Raw genomic sequence first — 21480 nt, forward strand, 5'->3', positions numbered from 1 at the left:
AAAATAAGCTCGATCTATGAAACAAAACCAAGATGTCATCGCTGAAGGATTCAAAGGAGAAAAGGCGATTGTCCTTCCCTATGCCGTATGCAATTACCTGACAGGCAACAACATCACATCAAAATTACACATCACACATATCGGCTATTATCCCAATGCTAAAAAACACTACCGTGATCGTCAAGAAGGATGTAAGGAATATATTCTGATTTATTGCGAAGATGGAAGCGGTTGGATAAAACAGGATGAAACAACGCACAACCTTAAAAGAAACGATATATACATTATCCCGAGAGATAGCGCTCATTGCTATGGCGCAAAATCAAATGATCCCTGGAGCATTTATTGGATTCATTTCGACGGCACAGATGCAGTTCTTTTTCAACATATCATGGGCGAAGTGATTCATATAGATGACGCGGATTCAAACAAACATGCCAACCGCATCCAGCTCTTCGAGAGCATCTACAAAAACCTGGAAATGGGGTATAGTCCAGAAAATTTGGAGTATACGAGTTTTTGCTTTCAATATTTTTTAGCGTCCATTCAATATCAGGCTCAGTTTAGAGAAGGTAACCGAATTCAAGTAGATAATATCATACAGGACATCATCATATTTATGAAAGACAATCTGGAAAACAATATCAACTTGGATGATATTTCAGCACATTTCAACTATTCCAAGTCACATCTTATTAACTTGTTCAAGCAGAAAACATCTTACCCACCCATGGTGTATTACAATCAACTCCGTATGCAAAGGGCTTGCTCCTATCTGCAATTTACACTACTTAAGATTAAAGAAATCGCATTCAAACTCCATTTTTATGACCCCTTTCATTTTTCAAAAGCGTTTACACGGGAGATGAAAATGTCGCCACAGGAATATCGCAAAAAATATCAAAAATAATGTCGGTTAAAGCTTTCGGATTCAGATTCATAAGCCATCTTAACCAATGCCGCAAAACGATTGGCGCTCAACCCGAACCTCCTTCCTTGGTCTTATGTTACCTCTTCATCGATACTCAAACCTGACAATACACGGCGTATGGCGTTTCACGAAGTACAGCGGCATTATTCAAAATTGGGTGTCCTTTTCGCTAAAAATGCGGAAACACCTTCTTTGAAATCTTCTGTTCCAAACAGATGTCCGAAAGCATCCATTTCCACCTTATTCCCATTTTGTTGTTTATCTTCAACAGCGTTAATAGCAGTAATAGCATTTGCCACTGCAACGCGAGAGCGCGTAAATATCTTATGGAGTATTTCCTCCGCACGGGCAATTAGTTTATCCTGTGCGATCACCTCATTGACCAATCCTAGTTCATAGGCTCGCTGCGCGTCGATCATATCACCCGTTAAAATCATTTGCATAGCCTGTCCTTTTCCGATCAACTTGGGCAAACGCTGCGTACCACCATAGCCCGGAATCAGTCCCAAAGAAACCTCCGGCAGTCCCATTTTTGCATTGTCAGACGCTATACGAATATGGCAGGCTAAAGCCATCTCCAGCCCTCCGCCTAAAGCATACCCATTTATTGCAGCAATAACTGGCTTCGGAGAACCTTCAATAAGGTCCGAAAAAATAATATGTCCTCGTTCACTGAGCCACCGTGCTTGAATTACAGATAAATCCATAAATTCCTTAATGTCTGCCCCTGCAGCGAATGCTTTAAGCCCAGCGCCTGTCAGGATAATACCTCTTACGTGGTCATCGGAATTGAAATGCATGAAGATATCTTGCAATTCGTCAAGGGTTTCCTGATTCAACGCATTCAGCTGGGGTTCGCGATTAATGATAACATAGCCGATGCTATCTTTAATCACATAATTTAAATTTGAATATTGGACCATAATTGCTAAAAATTAAAATGTAAGGATGCTGTAAAGGTATCAGAAGGTATGCCTTCACCACCACTATAGCTTAATCTCTTTTTATACTCTAATCTAATCAATTTAAAGATATTATCCACCCCCACTAGCCCTTCTACATACGGTTTGTTACGCACTGCTTTTGTTTGGATAATACCATTTTTGTCCGCTTCAAACTGAATATTTTCGGGTGTTACAAAGGGGTTGTTGGCATCGCTTAACTTTCCATAAAAAGCCTTAAATCCCGTCACTTCACGCCATTTTAACCGCCTGAACAACGGAATTCTATTGAAAAAGAAACCATTCCAGTTGTGGTAATAGGTCAGTTTCAAAAACTGGTCTGAAACAAATTCCGAGGTAGCCATCAAGTCAAAATTCACCAACGGTCCCTGCTTATCTCTATTGACATCAGGGAGCTCCAGTAAGGTATAAGGCAGATGTTTCCCCCAAATTCTTCCTCCTGAAAACTCAAAATCCGCCTGCCCCGCTGGGGATAAAAATAGTCGTTTGAAAATGCTAAAGCGTAATGCATCATAACTATAGTCTGCGCCCCAAAATCCTTTCAGTCCTTTATTATATTGCAGGGTAAAAATGGGATATTTGTTTTCTACGGTTCCTCTGTCGAGATTATGATAAGTAAATTCTTCATTCGGAGCCCAACGTAAAATCAGCTGTAGGTCATTTGTATTGACTTGTCGGACAGTATCAGGTAAAGGTAGACTATTAATATAAAACAAGTCAGCGCGCGGTTGTCTGCGGGTATGCGTAAACGCCGTTCCTACGCTAACATGGTTCCCAAATTCGATCAGATGATCGATACGATAGATATCATTAAATTGCCATTTATTAGGCCTGTTTTTCCCAAAAGAACGGAAGAAACCATCCCCTTTTAAAAAACCCAAACCTCGCCCCGGTTCCATGACGTCATGCTGTACTGTAAAGCGTAAATAATTTGCCGGAAACTGAACAATACGTTCTCCATTTAAAGTAAATGCCGTACTCAGGTAGTACTTTAGCTCTTTGTCCTTATCGCCATAGGCTGTGTATCCTTCAATGTAGGCTTTTTCCGAAAATAAACGCGTCGTCCGACCACTCAGGCGCACACGATTGCCCTCGTAATTATTGCGGCTATAAAGATATTCCAGTGGACCAAATTCAACTTTCCCGGCATTATAATATCCCTTTGCTAACAAATAACCCAATGCGACCAACTGATTAAAAGAACGCATATTCTGTACCGAATCAACCTTTTGATAGGCTCCTAATTCAGCATGGCTTAACGGAGTTGGTCTAACCCCTACAATGGGTACCTTCGGTGCGGACTGGAGGAGATACCTCTTTTCAACTGGTACACCAGCAAAATTCTCATTCGAAATAGAATCTGTGCGATATCCCAGGTATTGGGTTTCCCTGCGTCCATACAATACATCTGACTTGCTCCCACCAAATAACATTTTTAGATCTGCACGAACAGGGAGCATGCTACCATTTTTAAATTCACTATAGCTGAGATCTATTTGCACGTCATTGATCCAATTGATATTTGCAGAACGTCCGATATTCAAAGTTGCGCTATGAACAGCATACCTTGTATCATCTGAGATCAGAAGATCACCGTAGAAGAGCAGATCAATAGCCGATTTACCTTCAAAATGGAGCTCAATATAATCCTTGCCTTCGATCTTGACCGTATCTTGAATTTTGTACCTATAAAACGCTGTAGCACCTGCAGCAATTGGGCTCAAGACTCCTTTGTTTGTGATCTGAATTGTATTATCATAGAGGTCAACATCACGGAGTATCGTTTGAAACCGCGTCTGCCAATTGTCATTGTTAAAAAAGCGTGGATTTAATTCGGTCTGGTTGTGGCTGATGACAATCTTCTTACTACGATCTGGATTATGGGATGAATAGACATTTGCATAGTTTTCTTCCAAATAAAAGGGTGCAATGGTTTGCCCCCGAAAAGCGGTAGAATCTATATTTTCAAAGAGGAATCGGAATGGTTTCGGAAATTTCTTCGCTTTATCTTCAGGATTGACAAAACCAAACTGTGTCTTTTCATACTCATCAAAACGAATTTCAGGTATGCGGGTGTAATGATTTTGTGGTCGATGTGCAATAACCTGTTCAATCAGTGCTATAGCAGGATCTTTGGTTTTTTTGTTTTTTCGATTAACCACGACCTCCTCTAATGTGTTATTTGAGGCAATTAAGTGCACGGTCAGCATTGAATCCTGTAAACGACGAACATCCACCGTACGCCGCTCATACCCCACCGCTCCAAAGACAAGCTGTCTGTATTTCTTGATATCCAGAATCTTAAAAAACCCAAGGGTATCGCTGCTACCACCGCTATCTCCATCAAGCCAGTTAATTGAAACCCTTGAAATACCCTTGCCTGTTTGTGCATCAATGACCTTTCCACGAATAAAGTCCTGTGCAATTACTTTTCCACCCATACAGAAGAATAGTAACACACTTAAAACACGAATCGAAAAAGATTTAACACACACTTTAAACGCCATCTGCAATTTGATAGGATTTCTTTTTTACAATATACAATTTGTATGCAAGAGTTATACCAATAAAAATAAAAAAAGCACAGCGAAATCGCCATGCTCTAATAAACAACAAGTATTTTAACAGAAACTTTATATTAATTTTAAAAGGCAGTCTGGATATACCCCAATTAAGATTGTAAGCGCTACGGCAAGGAATAACACAAATGAATAATTCCACTGTACATTGACACAGGATTCGTCACTGTCTCTAAAGTACATCGCAACAACAACCTTCAAGTAGTAATACACTGCAATTCCTGCATTGATTACAGCCAATACAAGCAAAACAATATGATAATTTTCCATAACAGAAGAAAACATCATAAACTTACCGATAAATCCAGCTGTCAGTGGTATACCCGCAAGAGAAAGAATTGCTATCGTGATGGCAAATGCTAGCAAAGGATTTCGTTTGCCCAGGCCATTGAAAGCTTCAAAATGTTCAGAACCGGTCGTTTTCTTGACTAGGATCAATCCTGTAAAAGCAACAATGGTGGCTAGAGAGTAGGCAAGGCCATAAGCAAAGATACTATTAGCCGAGGTAGCCCCAACTGCTACAATCGCAAATAACATATACCCGGCATGCGAAACGCTCGAATAAGCAAGCATACGTTTGAAGGAAGACTGCATTAATGCAGAAATATTTCCAACAAATAAGGTGAGAATGGCGATCACTAAGAAAACCGGCGTCCAAAAATCTTGTAAAGGCAATAGACTATAACTGAATAAACGTAACAATCCAGCAAAAGAAGCAACTTTAACCACGGTGCTCATATAACTCGTAATCAATATCGGAGCCCCATCATAAACATCTGGTGTCCAAAAATGAAAGGGAACAGCGCCCACTTTGAACGTCAGTCCTACAATGAGAAGCAATATACCCCCATAAAACAACGGTGAAATTGCCTGCGGGTTATTGACAACATAGTCTTTGATTTCACTTAAATCAAATGATCCTGTGGCACCGTACAAAAGGGCAATACCAAACAATAGAAAGCCCGTAGAGAAAGCCCCCATCAAAAAGTACTTCAATGCAGCTTCATTTGATGCTTTGTCTCTTTTACGTATACCGACCAAAATGTAAAGCGCTACAGACATAATTTCAATACCTAAAAAAAGCATTGAAAAATTATGATAACTATTCACAAGAACAGCACCTGTAAGGGAGAAAATTAATAAGGAATAGTATTCCGCAATTTGTCCCTCCTCATCAAAATAGCCCTTTGAGATGACAAAGATGCACAAGGTAACTGCGATACATAAGATTGAGAAAGCAATAGCAAAATGATCAAAATGAACCATCCCACTATAGAGCGGTCCACTGGTCGAAGTCCAATCATTCCATAAAAAACCAATAGCGACCAAGAAGCCAAGAATAGAAACAGGCAGTAGCATAGATTTCATCTTGAATAAACCAAGATAAAGGACGACTAATGCTAATATCGAAAGTGTAATTATTGCACCCATACAATTAAATATATCTATTATCTGCCTAAAAATGTACTTAAAACTTCCACGGAACCTGCAGAAAGGTTCAATAGGAAATTAGGAAATATACCAATATAAAGGATCAAGACGGAGACAACTGTCAATACAATAAGTTCCGTTCCTTTTACATCTTCAAATTGTACAGTTTTTTCGGTCGTTTCCCCCAACATCGTTCCTTGGTAAAGCCTAAGGATATAAACTGCGCCCAGAATTAAGGTTAAACCCGCGAAAACAGCAAACCAAAATCCATACTGAAAAACGCCTTTCAATAATAAAAACTCACCAATAAATCCATTCGTTAATGGTAAACCCACTGCCCCCATACAAATAATCATAAAGAAGATGGCCAAACGAGGCGCCTTGCTTGCTATTCCGCCAAGCGCTGTGAGACTACGTGTCTGTGTGCGCTGCTGTATAATATCCAACACATAAAAAAGCCCGATCACAGAAATACCGTGATTTAACATTTGAATAGTTGCTCCACTCAGGCCATTCGTATTCCATGTTAAGACACCGGCACTAATTAAGCCAACGTGGGCTATTGACGAATACGCGATCAATCGCTTCACATCGTCCTGTTTAATTGCGATAATGGAAGCATAAACGATCCCAATAACGCATAAGATCATTGCAAAATGCCCATACAGCGCAACACCAGTTGGTGCGATAGGCAATAGCCAACGCATTAAACCGTAAACCCCCATTTTGAGCATGATACCTGCCAACAACATCGTGCCTGCCGCTGGCGCATTTGTATACGTATTGGGTTGCCAAGTATGAAAAGGAAAAATTGGTATTTTGATGGCGAAAGCGACAAAAAATGCCCAAAATAACCACCGCTGCGTATTTTCTCCCAAATCTAAGGCAATAAATGAGGTCCATTCAAAATCACGGTTGGGCACTTGTTGATAGAGATAAAGAATACCGATCAACATCAAAAGGCTACCCAAAAAAGTATAAATAAAAAATTTCAAATTTACGCGAATACGATCTCCTTCACCCCAAAGCGCGCAAATAAAATAAATCGGTATCAAGGCAATCTCCCAACCCACATAAAAAGTAAAAGCATCCAGGGCCATAAATACGAGCAATAAGCCCGCTTGCATAAAAGCCATTAATGCATAAAAGTTTCCTTTATACTCCTTCTTAAAGGTTGTAGCAATGATTAAAGGCATCAATCCATTTGTCAATAAGATCAACGGCAAGCTAATTCCATCAACGCCGATATGAAAATGAATATGCAACGAAGAAATCCATAGCCAATTTTGTTCAAATTGCATTCCGCCATTTGCGTCAAAAGTACAGAGGAACGGAATAGTCAAAGCCAAAGACAGTAATGATAAAATCAAGGCAATAGACTTTGCAGCATTGGTCTTTAAGAACGTTAGAATCAATGCGCTTATTAACGGCAATAAAATAAGTAAAAACAAGTTATCCATCGATTACACCAAAATTAAAGACTCAACAATCCATAGATGAAAATGGCAATCACCCCAATTACCATCATCAATAAATAAAAACCAACATTACCATTCTGGAGCAAACGCAATACCTTTCCCGTATCAAATGTTGCCTTACCGGCCCCATTAACAACACCGTCAATACCACGTTGATCCACGACATTTCCGAAGAAAGCCGAGAGCCAATTGATGGGACGTACAATGATGCTATCATAGAGCTCATCCACGTAAAACTTATGGTAAGAAAGATTGCCCAAGAAACCACGCGTACCTTCGCCCTCTTCCTGTAGCTGTTGTCGTTTAACGTATTTATGAAAAGCCAAAGCAACCATAATCAATACTCCAACAACAGAAATGCCCATGAGTAAATATTCCGTACTATGTTCCAAATGATGAGTTGCAGGCATTATCGCTTTTCCCTCTGAAAACACTGGCGTCAGGAAATCCTCAAGCCAATGGTTACCACCCAAAACAGCTGGTAAATTGATCACTCCTCCGATCACAGAAAGTATAGCCAATACAATGAGTGGCACTGTCATACTCTTTGGAGATTCATGCAAATGATGCTTTTGCTCTTCCGTACCACGGAATGTTCCAGAAAAGGTCATAAACAACATCCTGAACATATAGAAAGCCGTCATTAATGCACCAATAAAACCTAAACCCCATAAAACTGGACTCGCAGCAAATGCCCCTGCCAATATTTCGTCTTTGGAAAAGAAGCCGGAGAAGGGTGGAATTCCTGCAATCGCGATTGTCCCCATCAACATCGTCAGATAAGTAATAGGCATTGCTTTCTTCAAGCCTCCCATTTTTCGCATATCCTGTTCTTCACTCATACCGTGTATAACAGATCCCGCCCCCAGGAATAGTAAGGCTTTGAAAAAGGCATGCGTCAATACATGGAAAAACGCTCCCGTAAATGCTCCGACACCAAGGCCAAGAAACATATAGCCCAATTGTGAAACGGTGGAATAAGCCAATACTTTCTTAATATCATTTTGTGTCAATGCTATTGCAGCAGCCAATAGGGCTGTACAAATAGCGATCACAGAAATGAGCTGCAAGGTAAACGGTGAAAGGATAAACAGTACATTGGAACGTGCAATCATATAGATACCGGCCGTAACCATCGTTGCCGCATGAATCAGGGCCGACACGGGGGTTGGGCCAGCCATGGCATCTGGCAACCAAGTAAACAAAGGTATCTGCGCCGATTTACCTGTTGCAGCAATAAACAACAAAATGGTAATGCTAACGACTGTGATATCACCAACAGCAAAATTCTTGGCCGCAGGAAATACAGTTGAAAATTCTAAGGATCCAAAAGTTCCAAGGATTAAAAATACCGCAAGTAGAAAACCTAAATCACCTATTCTATTCATCACAAATGCTTTTTTTGCCGCATTCGCATACGAACTATTCTTATACCAAAAGCCGATCAATAAATAAGAACATAGCCCTACACCTTCCCAGCCGATGAACATGACCAGGTAATTGGATCCCAATACCAATAGCAACATAAAAAAGATAAAGAGATTCAAATAGGCGAAGAACTTACCAAATCCATGATCATGATGCATATAACCAATCGAATAGACATGGATAAGGAAACCAATCCCTGTAACGATCAGGAGCATGATGGCACTTAGTGGGTCTACCAAAAAGGACAGACCGATCTTGAGATTGCCCACCGCAATCCAGTCAAATACATGTTGTTCTATAATACCTGCTTGTCCAGCTTGCCTCGCTTGGTAGACTTCGGAGAAAAGAATACAGCTGCATACAAAAGAAATAAGCACTACAGCGCTGCCAACAGCACCTATCATACCTTTGGAGAAGGCATTCCTACCCAATCCGTTCACAATAAACCCGATTAAGGGCAAAAGGGGAATCAACCAAACTAATTCACTCATCGTATTTATTTCTAAGTTCTACCAACGAAGTTTATTTAAGGAATCGATATCCACAGACTTCGTATTCCGATATACCATAATAATAATCGCTAGGCCTACGGCAACTTCTGCCGCTGCCAATGCCATGATAAAGAAGACGAAGACCTGTCCTGACGAATCGCCATGCTGCACTGAAAAAGCAGCTAAAAGAAGATTCACCGCATTCAGCATCAATTCAATAGACATCATAATAATAATGACGTTACGGCGAATAAGAACACCGATAACACCAATAACGAAAATAATCGCACAAAAAATCAGATAATGATTTATTGGCACCCCCTGCAACTGTTGAACAACTGTTTCCATTAGATTTGTTTAGGTTCTTTCTTAGCTAATAATATTGCTCCAATCATTGCTGTCAATAACAATAATGATGATAACTCAAAAGGAAGCAAAAATTCGTTAAACAACACCTTACCCAGATTCTTAACCAACCCTATTTCCGGATTAACAACAGTTAAGGGATTAGAAATGTCAAATACGCGGTATACACCGAAGAAAGTCACCAATAGGCAACAACCGGCGATAGCACCCATAAACTTAACCAGATTGGATTTCATGGGTTCGGTATCCTTGTTCAGGTTGAGCAGCATCAGTACAAATAAAAACAACACCATGATGGCTCCCATATATACGATGAAATTCACCACAGCCAAAAACTGTGCATTCAAAAGAATATAATGTATTGTAAACGTAAAAAACGTAATGACCAGATACAGTACACTGTGTACAGGATTTTTTGTAAAAATGGTCAGCAGCGCAAAGAAAATAGACAAGAAGGCTACAAAATAAAATACTGTCATAATTTCCTGGTTTAGCTCTTTAATTTGGTAATATCAAAAGTTGGTTCTACCAATTTATCTTTTCCATAGATAAAATCCTTACGTAGGTAATCTGCTGTCACATGCGGTCCATCCAGATAAATCGCTTCTTTAGGACAGGCCTCTTCACATAGACCGCAGAAAATACAACGCAACATATTGATTTCATATACCGACGCATACTTTTCCTCGCGATAAAGATTCTCTTCACCTTTTTTCCGCTCGGCGGCAGTCATTGTAATCGCCTCTGCCGGGCAGGACAAAGCACATAATCCACAGGCTGTACAGCGCTCACGCCCTTCCTCATCACGTTTGAGCGAGTGCTGCCCCCTGAAGTTTTTCGAATAAGGTCTTATTTCCTCCGGATATTTAATGGTTGGAATTTTCTTAAAAAAATGCCTTAATGTAATGCGCAAACCTTTGATAATAGCCGGAAAGTATATTCTTTCCGAAAATGTCATCGGTTTTTGTTCAATTACTTTTTTACGATTGGTTAGTTGCATAAAAAGTCCTTTCTTATGAGAAATAAGTATCTTTAATCAATGTAAATACACCTGTGAGTACAATATTGGCAATCGCCAATGGAATCAGCATCTTCCAGCCCAGATTCATCAATTGATCGTAGCGGAAACGTGGTAAAGTCCAACGCACCCACATAAAGAAAAAGATAAACAGCAATATTTTAATGAAGAATACCACCACCCCGATGATCGTGATCATATTGGCCGACCATCCCAGATCATTCATAAAAGGGAAATTATAACCGCCAAAATAAAGTGATGCCATGAGCGCCGAAGAAACAAACATATTGATGTATTCGGAGAACATATAAAGGCCCAATTTCATGGAGGAGTACTCCGTATGGTAACCACCGACAAGCTCTGTCTCACATTCCGGTAAATCGAAAGGAACCCGATTACACTCGGCAAAAGCACAGACCATAAAAATGATAAACCCTAGCGGCTGCGCCCAGATATTCCAATTGACAAAACCCGACTGCTGCGCAACGATTTCCTTTAAGGAGAGACTTTGTGTCACCATCAATAAAGCGATAATTGAAAGTCCCATGGCGATCTCATAACTGATGCTCTGTGATGCTGCACGAATAGCCCCCATAAGCGAGAATTTATTATTAGAAGCCCAGCCGCCCAACATAATACCATATACACCTAATGCAATCACACCAAACATATACAATATACCAACATTAATATCGGCCACCTGCAAGGAAACGACCCGCCCCCCAATTTGCAATTCCTGCCCCCAAGGGATAACCGCCGAGCTAATACAGGCCGTTATAATAGCGATGGTAGGCCCTAGGATAAAAAGAACTTTGTGTGCCCCTGCTGGGATAATTTCCTCCTTAAAGAAGAATTTACCACCGTCACAAAGCGGTTGCAAGATACCAAATAGACCAGCCCGGTCAGGACCATATCGATCCTGCATAAAACCTGCAATTTTACGCTCAGCAAGTGTCGAATACATCGCAATCACCAGGGTGACAACAAAAATAACAGACACCAGTATTAATTTTTCTATGACAAAAGACCACTCCATGTTTGTGATTATTTCAATTTTTCCGTTCTAGCTAACTGTTCCCGATTTTGTTCCTGCAATATTGGATTTTCTTTAATGACTTTTGGCGGATTAAATAACTCGTAGTGATTGGCAGAAATAACAGAATGTGGATCTATTTCTGTTGGTTCCTCCAAAATCCAATCGCTTGTTTTTTTCTGATCAAAGCGGCAGGTATTACAGATAAATTCTTCCACTTCACCAAACTCATCCTTTCGAGCAGTTACCCGAATGACTTCTTCTCCCTTATACCATAAGGTTACTTTACCTGAACATGTCGGACAATCGCGATGTGCATCGACAGGCTTTGTAAACCATACCCTGTTCTTGAAACGGAAGGTTTTATCCGTCAAAGCTCCCACAGGACAAACATCAATAACATTTCCGGAGAAATCATTGTCGATGACATTTTCAATATAAGTCGATATTTCGGCGTGATCTCCTCTTCCTAGGATACCATGTACACGTTGGTCGGTCAACTGATTGGCGACATAAACACAACGGTAACATAAGATACAACGGTTCATATGCAATTGGATCTTATCGCCTAGATCAATTCGTTCGAAGGTACGACGATCGAATTCGTAGCGTGTATTAGCGCTGCCGTGTTCATACCCAAGATCCTGCAATTTACATTCACCAGCCTGATCGCAGATTGGACAATCCAAGGGATGATTGATCAATAAGATTTCAACAACACCTTTTCTTGCTTCCACCACCTCTGGCGAAGTAATATTTTGTACTTCCATACCGTCCATCACCGTCGTACGACAAGAAGCCACCAGTTTGGGCATCGGCCTCGGATCTTTTTCAGATCCCTTGGAGACTTTGACCAAACAGGTACGACATTTACCGCCACTTCCCTCCAGTTTGGAGTAGTAACACATTGCCGGAGGGACTATATCGCCACCGATCTGTCTCGCTGCATTTAATATGCTTGTCCCAGGAGCAACCTCTACCGGTATACCATCGATGGTGACCTTAAACTTTACATCTTCCGCTTCTGCCATGATATAATTAATTTATCGTTACAGCTTCTATTATGATACTATTGGTTGTAAAGGATCAGCATAATGTGCCAGTCCATAATTCCGTGTTTGTGACTCTTCCGGATGAAGAATATGCCATTCAAATTCATCCCTAAAATGTCTTATTGCTGCTGCCACAGGCCATGCTGCCGCATCCCCTAATGGACAAATTGTATTCCCTTCAATTTTTCGCTGCACATCCCACAGCAAATCAATGTCTGACATCGAGCCGTGACCACTCTCGATCTTATGCAGCACCTTCTCCATCCAACCCGTTCCTTCACGACAAGGCGAGCACTGCCCACAGCTTTCATGATGATAAAAACGCGCAAAATTCCAGGTATTACGCACCACGCACTGATCCTCATCAAATACGATGAAACCACCCGACCCGAGCATTGTCCCTGTTTGGAAACCACCATCCGCCAATGACTCATAAGTCATCAGCCGGCTATTTCCTGCCGCAGTTTTCAAGATCAAGTTAGCGGGTAGGATTGGAACCGAAGAGCCTCCAGCTACGACAGCTTTCATTCGTTTCCCATTGGCAATACCACCACAATATTCATCCGAGTAAATAAACTCTTCCACAGGCAGACCGAGTTCGATCTCATAGACCCCTGGTTTTACAATATTTCCGCTAGCGGAAATTAATTTTGTCCCGGTACTACGCTCCACGCCGATTTTAGCATATTCTTCACCGCCCAAATTGATAATGGGCACTGTGGTCGCAATAGACTCCACATTATTCACCACTGTCGGGCAGTTATATAAACCTGCTATCGCTGGAAAAGGTGGTTTAATACGCGGATTACCCCGTTTACCTTCTAAAGATTCTAATAAAGCTGTTTCCTCACCACAGATATACGCTCCACCTCCAGGTTGAACATAAATCTCCAGATCATAGCCCGAACCTAAAATATTTTTACCCAAAAAACCTTTTTCCTTGGCTTCAGCAATGGCACGCTCCAGAATTCTGATCTGCGGCATCATCTCTCCACGCACATAGATATACGATGTATGAGCTCCTAAGGCGAAGCTGGATACGATCATTCCCTCAATGAGCGCATGTGGGATGTGCGTCATCAAATAACGGTCTTTGAATGTTCCTGGTTCAGACTCGTCGGCATTACAGACCAAATAGCGTGGCACCCCTTCAGGTTTAGCCAAAAAGGACCATTTCATCCCAGTAGGAAAACCAGCTCCCCCACGTCCACGTAATCCGGACTTCTTAACCTCTTCAACAACATCCTCAGGAGACATTGTTTTTACTACTTTTTCAACAGCAACATAACCACCTTTTTGTCGATAGACCTCAAAGGTATTGATGCCAGGAACATCGATATGAGTCAACAAAAGTTTACGTGCCATATTATTCTGTTTTAGCTTTTAAATTATCAATCAATTCGTCGACTTTATCTTCTGTCAGATTCTCATAGAATGTATATTCAGGGCCGATCTGTAAGACTGGTCCAAAACCACAGGCGGCCAAACATTCTACACCCCGCCAAGAGAAAAGCCCGTCAGCGGTGACCTGACCTTCCTTTACGCCGAGCTTTTGCTCTAAATGCCCCATGATACGCTCTGCACCGACCAAACAACAAGGTCCGGTACGACAAATCTCCAGTACATATTTTCCTTTAGGTTGCAACAGGAACATGGTATAGAAGGTTGCCACCTCATACACCTCAATAGGCAATATATTCAGGTAAACAGCAACCTTATCCATCGCATCTGCGCTTACCCAGCCATATTCCGCCTGAACCAGATGTAAAATGGGCAATAAGCCTGATTTTTGCTTTCCTTCGGGGTAACGGCTTACCACTTCTCCAAACTTGGCTAACAATTCTGGAGAAAACGATACATTTTCATTATGTTGTTTTACACTAAGCATCTAATTCTCCAGCTATAACGTTAAGACTACTCATATTTATAATGGCATCTGAAATCAACATTCCTGCACTCATTGGCGCGAACATTTGATAATTGACAAAAGAAGGTCTCCTAAAGTGAAGACGATAAGGTGACCGTCCACCGTCATGAATCAGATAAAAACCAAGTTCCCCATTTGCCCCTTCGACGGCATGATAGACTTCGGCTTTTGGTGTGTCCACCTCCCCCATGACGATTTTAAAATGGTAGATTAGAGCCTCCATATTGGTATACACCTGTTCTTTCGGCGGTAAATAGAAATCAGGAACCTCTGCATGGAAAACGCCTTTAGGTTCTTTCTCAATTTTCGCTAATGCCTGCTCTATAATGCGAAGTGATTGCCACATTTCGGCATTTCGAACCATGAAACGGTCATATACATCGCCTGTCGTGCCAACAGGTACGTCGAAATCAAACTCATCGTAGGAACAATAAGGGTTCTGAACACGCACATCATAATCTACGCCGGTAGCCCGCAAGATAGGACCAGACCAGCTATAATCCAGCGCATCTTCCGCTGTGACAGCAGCAACGCCTGAAGTCCGCTCAATAAAAATGCGGTTACGAACAAACAACTCTTCAAACTCTTGCAATACCGGAGGATAGCGTTTTAGAAATTCACGTATTTTCTCAAAGGCTATAGCATTGAAATCACGTTCGAAGCCTCCAATACGACCAATGTTCGTTGTCAGGCGAGCGCCACAGATTTCTTCAAAGATTTCGTAGATAAACTCGCGTTCCTGCATCACATACAAAAAGCCCGAAAAAGCCCCCGTATCTACTCCCAAAATACCATTACAAATAATATGATCTGCAATACGGGCAAGCTCCATGACGATAACACGCATATACTGCACCCGCTTAGGAATCTCGATCTTGAGTAGTTTTTCAACGGTCATATGCCAGCCCATATTATTGATTGGAGACGAGCAATAATTTAGACGATCGGTCAAAGGCGTAATTTGATAAAAAGGCCGATGTTCAGCAATTTTCTCAAATGCACGGTGAATATAGCCAATCGTGGAAACTCCGCTAACAATCCGTTCACCATCGATTTGCACGACATTCTGAAATACACCGTGCGTAGCCGGATGTGTGGGACCAATATTTAGGGTAATCAGCTCATCCTGTGGATCATTATCATCAAAGACAGGCTGATTAGCTGTTATCTTGCTTATAAATTCGCTCATATCGTATAAATTAACGGCCGAAATACAAATCTTTCTTATCTACGCGATTTGGATCCTCTAAAGGATATTCCTTACGCATTGGAAACACCTCCATATCATCTACATTCAAAATTCTTCTCAAATCGGGATGTCCTATAAAATTGACACCAAAAAAATCGAAGGTTTCACGTTCCATCCAATTTGCACCTCTCCAAACGACTGTTGCCGTTGGAATCTCAGGATTTGGTCCATGCAAAAAGACCTTCACGCGAATTCGGATATTATGAACGAGACTTTGAATATGATAAACTACAGCAAATTCCTTTTCTAAATGTGGATAATGTACCGCTGTAATATCCGTGAGATGAATAAACTGCAATTCGTTATTCGATTTTAAGAAACGAAGTACATCAATCACATCTTCCGTATCAACAACAATGGTCAATAGATTGTGTGCATCTTGAATTTCGTTAATCTTTCCCGGAAAATTTCCTTGGAGCTTATCCAATAAAAAACTGTTTTCCATCATCTATTTATTTGTATGTATTCCGTACTTTTCAAGCAGCGCTTTGTATTCGGGCGTATTTCTCCGGTTCAATGATTCATTCTTTACAATATCCTGCAGACGCAATACACCATCCAAAATTGCTTCTGGGCGGGGAGGACAACCAGGCACGTACACATCAACCGGTATGATTTCGTCTATCCCTTGTAGAACAGAATACGTATCGAAAATACCACCACTCGATGCGCAAGCTCCTACAGCGATTACCCAGCGCGGCTCGGCCATCTGTATATATACTTGTCTTAATACAGGCGCCATTTTTTTAGCGATTGTCCCCATTACCAAAAGCATATCTGCCTGACGGGGCGAGAAACTAGGACGTTCAGCGCCAAATCTGGCCAAATCGTAAGTAGAACCCATCGTTGCCATAAATTCGATACCACAGCAGGATGTGGCGAACGGCAAAGGCCATAAAGAGTTGGCTCGGGCCAAGCCAATGGCTTTATCCAAACTTGTCGCAAAAAAACCTGCGCCTTCTACTCCCGGAGGAGCTTCTGCCAATTTTATATCACTCATGAAAAGTCGATTTATAGGTTTAAGTATCATTGACTCAAAGAGCCAACGACCAACGGGACGTTTAGTCCCAATTCAATGCTTTCTTCTTGATCACATAGATAAAGCCCAACAAGAGCAGTCCCATGAAAATAAACATCTCAATCAAGCCTTGTAATCCCATCTCCCGGAAGTTTACAGCCCACGGGTACATGAAAATGACTTCAACATCAAAAATCACAAACAGGATAGCCACCAAGAAATACTTGATGGAGAAAGGCTGCCTGGCATTTCCGACAACTTCAATCCCCGACTCAAAAGCCCCAAGTTTGTTTTCGGTACGGACCTTTGGCCCGATAAGATGTGTAATAATTATGGTACCTACCCCAAATCCTACAGCAACTAGAAGCTGTATAAATATCGGCAAGTAGTCTATCGGCATACTATTGGCTTGCTCCATCTCAATTCAATTTATATTGGTAACTGTCTCTAAATATAGAGATTCCACGGTAAAAAACAAAACAAAAAAGGCGTAGATATTACGATCTACGCCTAATTTAGAATGATTTTACTTAAGCCTATTTGATCCCTTGTAAATAGCCTTTAACAGCTTCATTCGTTGGATCTATTGCCAATACTTTCTGGAAGCTCTCCTTCGCTTTAGGAAGATCTTGCTTCACATAATAGTAAAGACCGATATAGGTATTCGCATCGATTAAATAATTTTTATTTTTCTCTTGCGCACCACGTTGATTGATTGTTTCAATCAATTTTTGGAAGGATGCTACGAAATCACCTTTAGGCTGCTCCAGATTGTCCGCAGTTAAAGCTGCAAAAGCCTTGTAATAAAGCGCATTGATCAGATATTTATCCTGTGCTTCTTTATTGTCTGTCGTTTCAATAACGGATAAGAAAGTCTGTGATTTTTGCAAATCGGCAATTGCTTTGTCTCTCAATTCTTGATTAACGACAACTTGCTCTTCGTTTTTACTACCGGCATCTTCTTTAGCACCAATTTGATAGTAAGCTTCTCCAGCATAGTAATTTGCATCATACAAATATGTTTTATTGTCTTTGTAAGAAGCAACTAGCTCGAATAGAGAGGCCGCTGTTTGCAATTCTTGCTCCTGATATTTAGCAAAAGCCAACTCGGCTGTTTCACCCAAGAGCTCTTTGTCCAAATCAATTGCTTTCTTAATATCAGCGATACCTTTTTGAATATTTGCTGTATTTTCTGCTGTCAATACCGGAGCCGCGGCTGCTGTGCTATCCGCCCCGCCAGCGGCATGTTTTGGACTGTTAGCCGCAATTTCAGACATTCCTAGGTACATATAATCCAATGGAATTACACGGTCCTTTTCCATTTTGCTGAACATCTGGTTTAAGTAATCCAACGCTTTTGGATAATCTTTCGCTTTTTGGAAGGCGATATAACCCAAATAACGGTAGATCTTTGGATCTACAGAAGGATTTTTAGCTAATTCCTCAGAAACCACTTTCAAATCGTCGTATTGACGTGCATATACCAAGAAATCGGCGTAACGGATTTTAGCTTCCAGTGAATTATCGCCTGCAACTTCTAGATATTTTTTGTATTGCTCAACACCTTTTTTATTTAACTCGACATATTTCTCGTCAGAAGTGCCCGGTAGTCTAGACCATTGGTTGTATGTTTCAGCCAACTCACGGTAAGTAGGTGCATAAGCCGGAGTTTCTGCTGCGATAGCTTCCAGTTGCGTGATAGCCTCATCAAAAGCTTGCGCACCGCGTACGATCACCGCCTGTCCAACTTTCGCTTGTACTGAATTTGGGTCGATATCAGTTGCTTCACCATAGCTTGTATAAGCCAATGAACCTTCTTTTAAACCACGATACGCATCACCTAATGCGATAGGAACGGCTACGTCTTTTTTGTTTTTCTCTTTCGCCTGTGTCAGGTATTCCAACGCTTTTGCATAATCAGGCTCAGGAGCATTAATATAAGCACGACCGATTTCCAATAATGGCTCGTAATCTTTTTTACCTAATTTTGCTGTCGCCAAAGCGAATTTAGATTCAGCGCTTGCTTTATCCTTTTTCATTAAGTCAACATAACCCAAACCTACATTATTGATCGTAGCCTTTGGATCAGCAGCCAAACCTTGGTTGAAAATCGCAGCGGCAGAATCCGCTCTGTCGTTTACCAAATAAATTTGACCCAAATAGAAATAATTATCTCCATTCTTAGGTTGCTTACTCACTAACTGTTGAAGGATAGTTTTCGCTTTACCATAATTCTCAGCCTCGATGGCTGCTCTAGCATCTTTCAAACTTTGTGCACTTACTGTGCCCACAGATCCGGCCAATAAAAGACTAAATAATAATTTGCTGTTTGTCATAATCTATTTTTGTACTATTTATTATCTATTTAATATAACTTTCATCTCTAATAATGATCTCCCGTCCAGGCATGGTGGCAGGAACCAATCCCGCCTTTAATACGATGCGTTGTCCACGATCACCTGTCAAAAAAGCACTGAAGCCCAAACCTAGGCCCATATTCGGCTGATAGTTCATAATGTAGACAGGTCTGACAAAAGGATATAAGCCATCAGCAATAGTCGATTGAGATGGTTTATAAAAACTGACCTTTTCGCCCTCCTTACCCACACTTCCGATGCTCAATGTACGAATTTTATCCAATAAATTCGAATTTTTTTCGATAGCCTTTAAATACCAATTGTAGCCAATAACGCCCACTGTATTCGCTTGCTCGCTGACATATTTCATGACATCTTCACTATCCTTCATTGCAGAAACAGCCTTCGGATCAATTTTGTTCAATTTGAAATAGTCTTTCAAATAGCGTAGAGTACTCGAATTGGCATTATCAAAGATCAACCGTTGTCCAGCTAAGTTACCTTCCAACAAAGACTTAACGTCGTTTTGTGGCATTATAGTATCAGCGCTGTTACGATTATTAATCAGTACAACAGCATCCGAAGCCATTTGAAATATCTTTGGCTGAATACCGCGCTTCTTAAAATAGCTATCTTCCTCATTGCTCAATTTCCTAGTCAATACAACCACATAAGCCGAATCAGACAGCAATGCATTTACAGCTCTAATTTCCGGTCTCGCCATCAATTCCAAACTTGAATTTGGATAAGAACTTTCAAAAACATCCGCTGACTCCTGAATAATGGGCAATACGGTCTGATCAACAATCACCGGAAGCTTCCCTGTAAGAATGTCCTCACCTTCCTTTGCACTCTTCGTTTTATTTTTGCAAGAGACAAATACGCCCATACAGATGCCCAGCACCACAAGAACCATTTTATATTTTCTCATACGATACATCATAAAATAAGACAGTTTAAATAAAGAATAGTTTAACTTTTGAAGAGAGTTTTGGCTGTAGCTAAAAGAAAGAGGCGATCAATTAAAATTATTTTGCCAAAGTCGTACAAACCGCATAAACGAATACAGAATCAATACGACACCAAAAATTGTTTTGTAAGTTGGATTAATCTCAATGGGGAAATTATCCCAGAATATAATCAATAGGCCCAAAACAAAGTAAAAGCCAAACATAAAAAGTCCTAAAATAGACAGAAACCGCTTCAGAGGCGATTTCTGTCTATAATTTGAACTATTATTCGAATTAAAATTTGTCATTCTAATTTTGAAGGTTCAATCGAATTGGTAAAGTGTACGCTACGCGAACTGGACGACCATTTTGAATACCAGGTTTCCATTTCTTCGCTTTTTTAAGCAACCTTACAGCTGCATCTCCAGTACCATATTTCAAATCGCGTTTGATATTGATGTCTGTCAAGCTACCATCTTTTTCTACAACGAAGGATACTTCAACGACACCATTCACACCATTTTCAGTCGCAGCAGCTGGGTACTCGTAGTTTGAACCAACCCAAGACATAAATGCTTGCATACCGCCTACAGGCATTGGTTGAACCTCAATGGCATTAAATGGAAGAATTTCGTCTCCATTACCATTAGGATCCCCTTTTGCAGCACCAGTGATTGCACCGTCTTGTTTCTTCGAACCAAATTCACCACGTGCAACGGAAGTACCAGTCGGGCTACCTTTCAAGGTAATACGTGCTGGCGTTTTATTTGGATCCTTCAACTCTTCCTGAGAAGCAACTTCTTCCACAACTTTGTTTGCAGGAGCTACTTTAGGCTCAGGGAAACGAACCAAATCCTCTTTTGGCACATCCATAGCCACTTGTTGAGGTTTTTCTTCCGGCTCTTGCGGAAGCGGCTCCTCTTCTGGTGGCTCTGGAGGTTTGATTTCTTCAAGGTCTTCCAAAGTAACTTCAGTTACTGCCGGAGGTGCCTCAACAGCTTTCTTCGGGAACAGCTTACTTCCAAAAACACTAAGGAAACTAGCTATGGCTACAATGCCGATAACGACAAGAAGCCCCCTGTTAGTCGCTTTAGGCGCTAGCTTACGAAGCTCATAGGCTCCGTACTCCTTATTGCGGCCCTGAAAAACGACGTCAAGCCATTCTTTCTTAAAAATATCTAATTTTGACCCTATCATCTTATTTTAGTTT

The 21480-nt window shown here is 41.0% G+C and carries 20 protein-coding genes; 1 reads left to right on the forward strand and 19 read right to left on the reverse strand.

From position 1 onward, the window contains the following. Positions 1-16: 16 nt before the first annotated feature. Positions 17-910 (forward strand): AraC family transcriptional regulator, encoded by an 894-nt coding sequence (locus tag B3P16_RS14345; protein WP_070560999.1) that lies wholly within the window; start codon positions 17-19, stop codon positions 908-910. Positions 911-1074: 164 nt separating this feature from the next. On the opposite strand, the gene B3P16_RS14350 is transcribed toward B3P16_RS14345, so the two are convergent. The 19 genes from B3P16_RS14350 to B3P16_RS14440 form a co-directional block, all read right to left on the reverse strand. Then, the gene (locus B3P16_RS14350; RefSeq protein WP_286843367.1) at positions 1075-1854 is read right to left on the reverse strand and encodes an enoyl-CoA hydratase/isomerase family protein; all 780 of its coding nucleotides are present in this window, start codon (positions 1852-1854) and stop codon (positions 1075-1077) included. A gap of 5 nt (positions 1855-1859) precedes the next feature. Next, positions 1860-4334, reverse strand: a complete 2475-nt coding sequence (locus B3P16_RS14355) for a DUF5686 family protein (RefSeq protein ID WP_286769233.1) — start codon at positions 4332-4334, stop codon at positions 1860-1862. A gap of 192 nt (positions 4335-4526) precedes the next feature. After that, positions 4527-5903, reverse strand: coding sequence for an NADH-quinone oxidoreductase subunit N (locus B3P16_RS14360; protein ID WP_286843368.1), 1377 nt, complete (start codon positions 5901-5903; stop codon positions 4527-4529). A 17-nt stretch (positions 5904-5920) separates the two neighbouring features. Beyond that, positions 5921-7363: a complex I subunit 4 family protein gene (locus B3P16_RS14365; RefSeq protein WP_286843369.1), complete on the reverse strand. Its 1443-nt coding sequence runs from the start codon at positions 7361-7363 to the stop codon at positions 5921-5923. Between the two features lie 14 nt (positions 7364-7377). Next, entirely contained in the window at positions 7378-9300 is a 1923-nt protein-coding gene (gene nuoL, locus B3P16_RS14370; RefSeq protein WP_070560989.1) for an NADH-quinone oxidoreductase subunit L, read from the reverse strand. 18 nt (positions 9301-9318) lie between these two features. After that, complete coding sequence (nuoK, locus tag B3P16_RS14375) at positions 9319-9648, reverse strand: NADH-quinone oxidoreductase subunit NuoK (protein WP_046673084.1); 330 nt, start codon at positions 9646-9648, stop codon at positions 9319-9321. After that, complete coding sequence (locus B3P16_RS14380) at positions 9648-10145, reverse strand: NADH-quinone oxidoreductase subunit J (protein ID WP_070560985.1); 498 nt, start codon at positions 10143-10145, stop codon at positions 9648-9650. Before B3P16_RS14380 ends, nuoK begins: the two co-directional genes overlap by 1 nt. An 11-nt stretch (positions 10146-10156) precedes the next feature. Further along, entirely contained in the window at positions 10157-10666 is a 510-nt protein-coding gene (locus tag B3P16_RS14385) for a NuoI/complex I 23 kDa subunit family protein (RefSeq protein ID WP_070560982.1), read from the reverse strand. A gap of 13 nt (positions 10667-10679) precedes the next feature. Further along, entirely contained in the window at positions 10680-11720 is a 1041-nt protein-coding gene (nuoH, locus tag B3P16_RS14390) for an NADH-quinone oxidoreductase subunit NuoH (RefSeq protein ID WP_286843370.1), read from the reverse strand. An 8-nt stretch (positions 11721-11728) separates the two neighbouring features. After that, positions 11729-12748, reverse strand: coding sequence for a 2Fe-2S iron-sulfur cluster-binding protein (locus B3P16_RS14395; RefSeq protein ID WP_286752819.1), 1020 nt, complete (start codon positions 12746-12748; stop codon positions 11729-11731). 30 nt (positions 12749-12778) lie between these two features. Then, entirely contained in the window at positions 12779-14134 is a 1356-nt protein-coding gene (gene nuoF / locus B3P16_RS14400; protein ID WP_070560976.1) for an NADH-quinone oxidoreductase subunit NuoF, read from the reverse strand. A 1-nt stretch (position 14135) separates the two neighbouring features. Beyond that, the gene (gene nuoE, locus B3P16_RS14405; RefSeq protein WP_286843373.1) at positions 14136-14657 is read right to left on the reverse strand and encodes a complex I 24 kDa subunit family protein; all 522 of its coding nucleotides are present in this window, start codon (positions 14655-14657) and stop codon (positions 14136-14138) included. After that, on the reverse strand, positions 14650-15885 hold the full coding sequence (locus B3P16_RS14410; RefSeq protein ID WP_286843374.1) for an NADH-quinone oxidoreductase subunit D: 1236 nt from the start codon (positions 15883-15885) through the stop codon (positions 14650-14652). Before B3P16_RS14410 ends, nuoE begins: the two co-directional genes overlap by 8 nt. 10 nt (positions 15886-15895) lie before the next feature. Further along, on the reverse strand, positions 15896-16393 hold the full coding sequence (locus tag B3P16_RS14415; RefSeq protein WP_286769237.1) for an NADH-quinone oxidoreductase subunit C: 498 nt from the start codon (positions 16391-16393) through the stop codon (positions 15896-15898). Next, on the reverse strand, positions 16394-16945 hold the full coding sequence (locus B3P16_RS14420; protein ID WP_070560969.1) for an NADH-quinone oxidoreductase subunit B: 552 nt from the start codon (positions 16943-16945) through the stop codon (positions 16394-16396). Between the two features lie 61 nt (positions 16946-17006). Further along, complete coding sequence (locus B3P16_RS14425) at positions 17007-17381, reverse strand: NADH-quinone oxidoreductase subunit A (protein ID WP_046673074.1); 375 nt, start codon at positions 17379-17381, stop codon at positions 17007-17009. 118 nt (positions 17382-17499) lie between these two features. Beyond that, on the reverse strand, positions 17500-19299 hold the full coding sequence (locus B3P16_RS14430) for a tetratricopeptide repeat protein (RefSeq protein ID WP_070560965.1): 1800 nt from the start codon (positions 19297-19299) through the stop codon (positions 17500-17502). A 25-nt stretch (positions 19300-19324) separates the two neighbouring features. Continuing rightward, positions 19325-20251, reverse strand: coding sequence for a PstS family phosphate ABC transporter substrate-binding protein (locus tag B3P16_RS14435; protein ID WP_231585229.1), 927 nt, complete (start codon positions 20249-20251; stop codon positions 19325-19327). 328 nt (positions 20252-20579) lie between these two features. Continuing rightward, positions 20580-21467 (reverse strand): energy transducer TonB, encoded by an 888-nt coding sequence (locus B3P16_RS14440; protein ID WP_286843375.1) that lies wholly within the window; start codon positions 21465-21467, stop codon positions 20580-20582. Positions 21468-21480: the final 13 nt, after the last annotated feature.

It is taken from the genome of Sphingobacterium sp. UBA7631 (genome assembly GCF_002483935.1).
Taxonomy (GTDB): Bacteria; Bacteroidota; Bacteroidia; order Sphingobacteriales; family Sphingobacteriaceae; genus Sphingobacterium; species Sphingobacterium multivorum.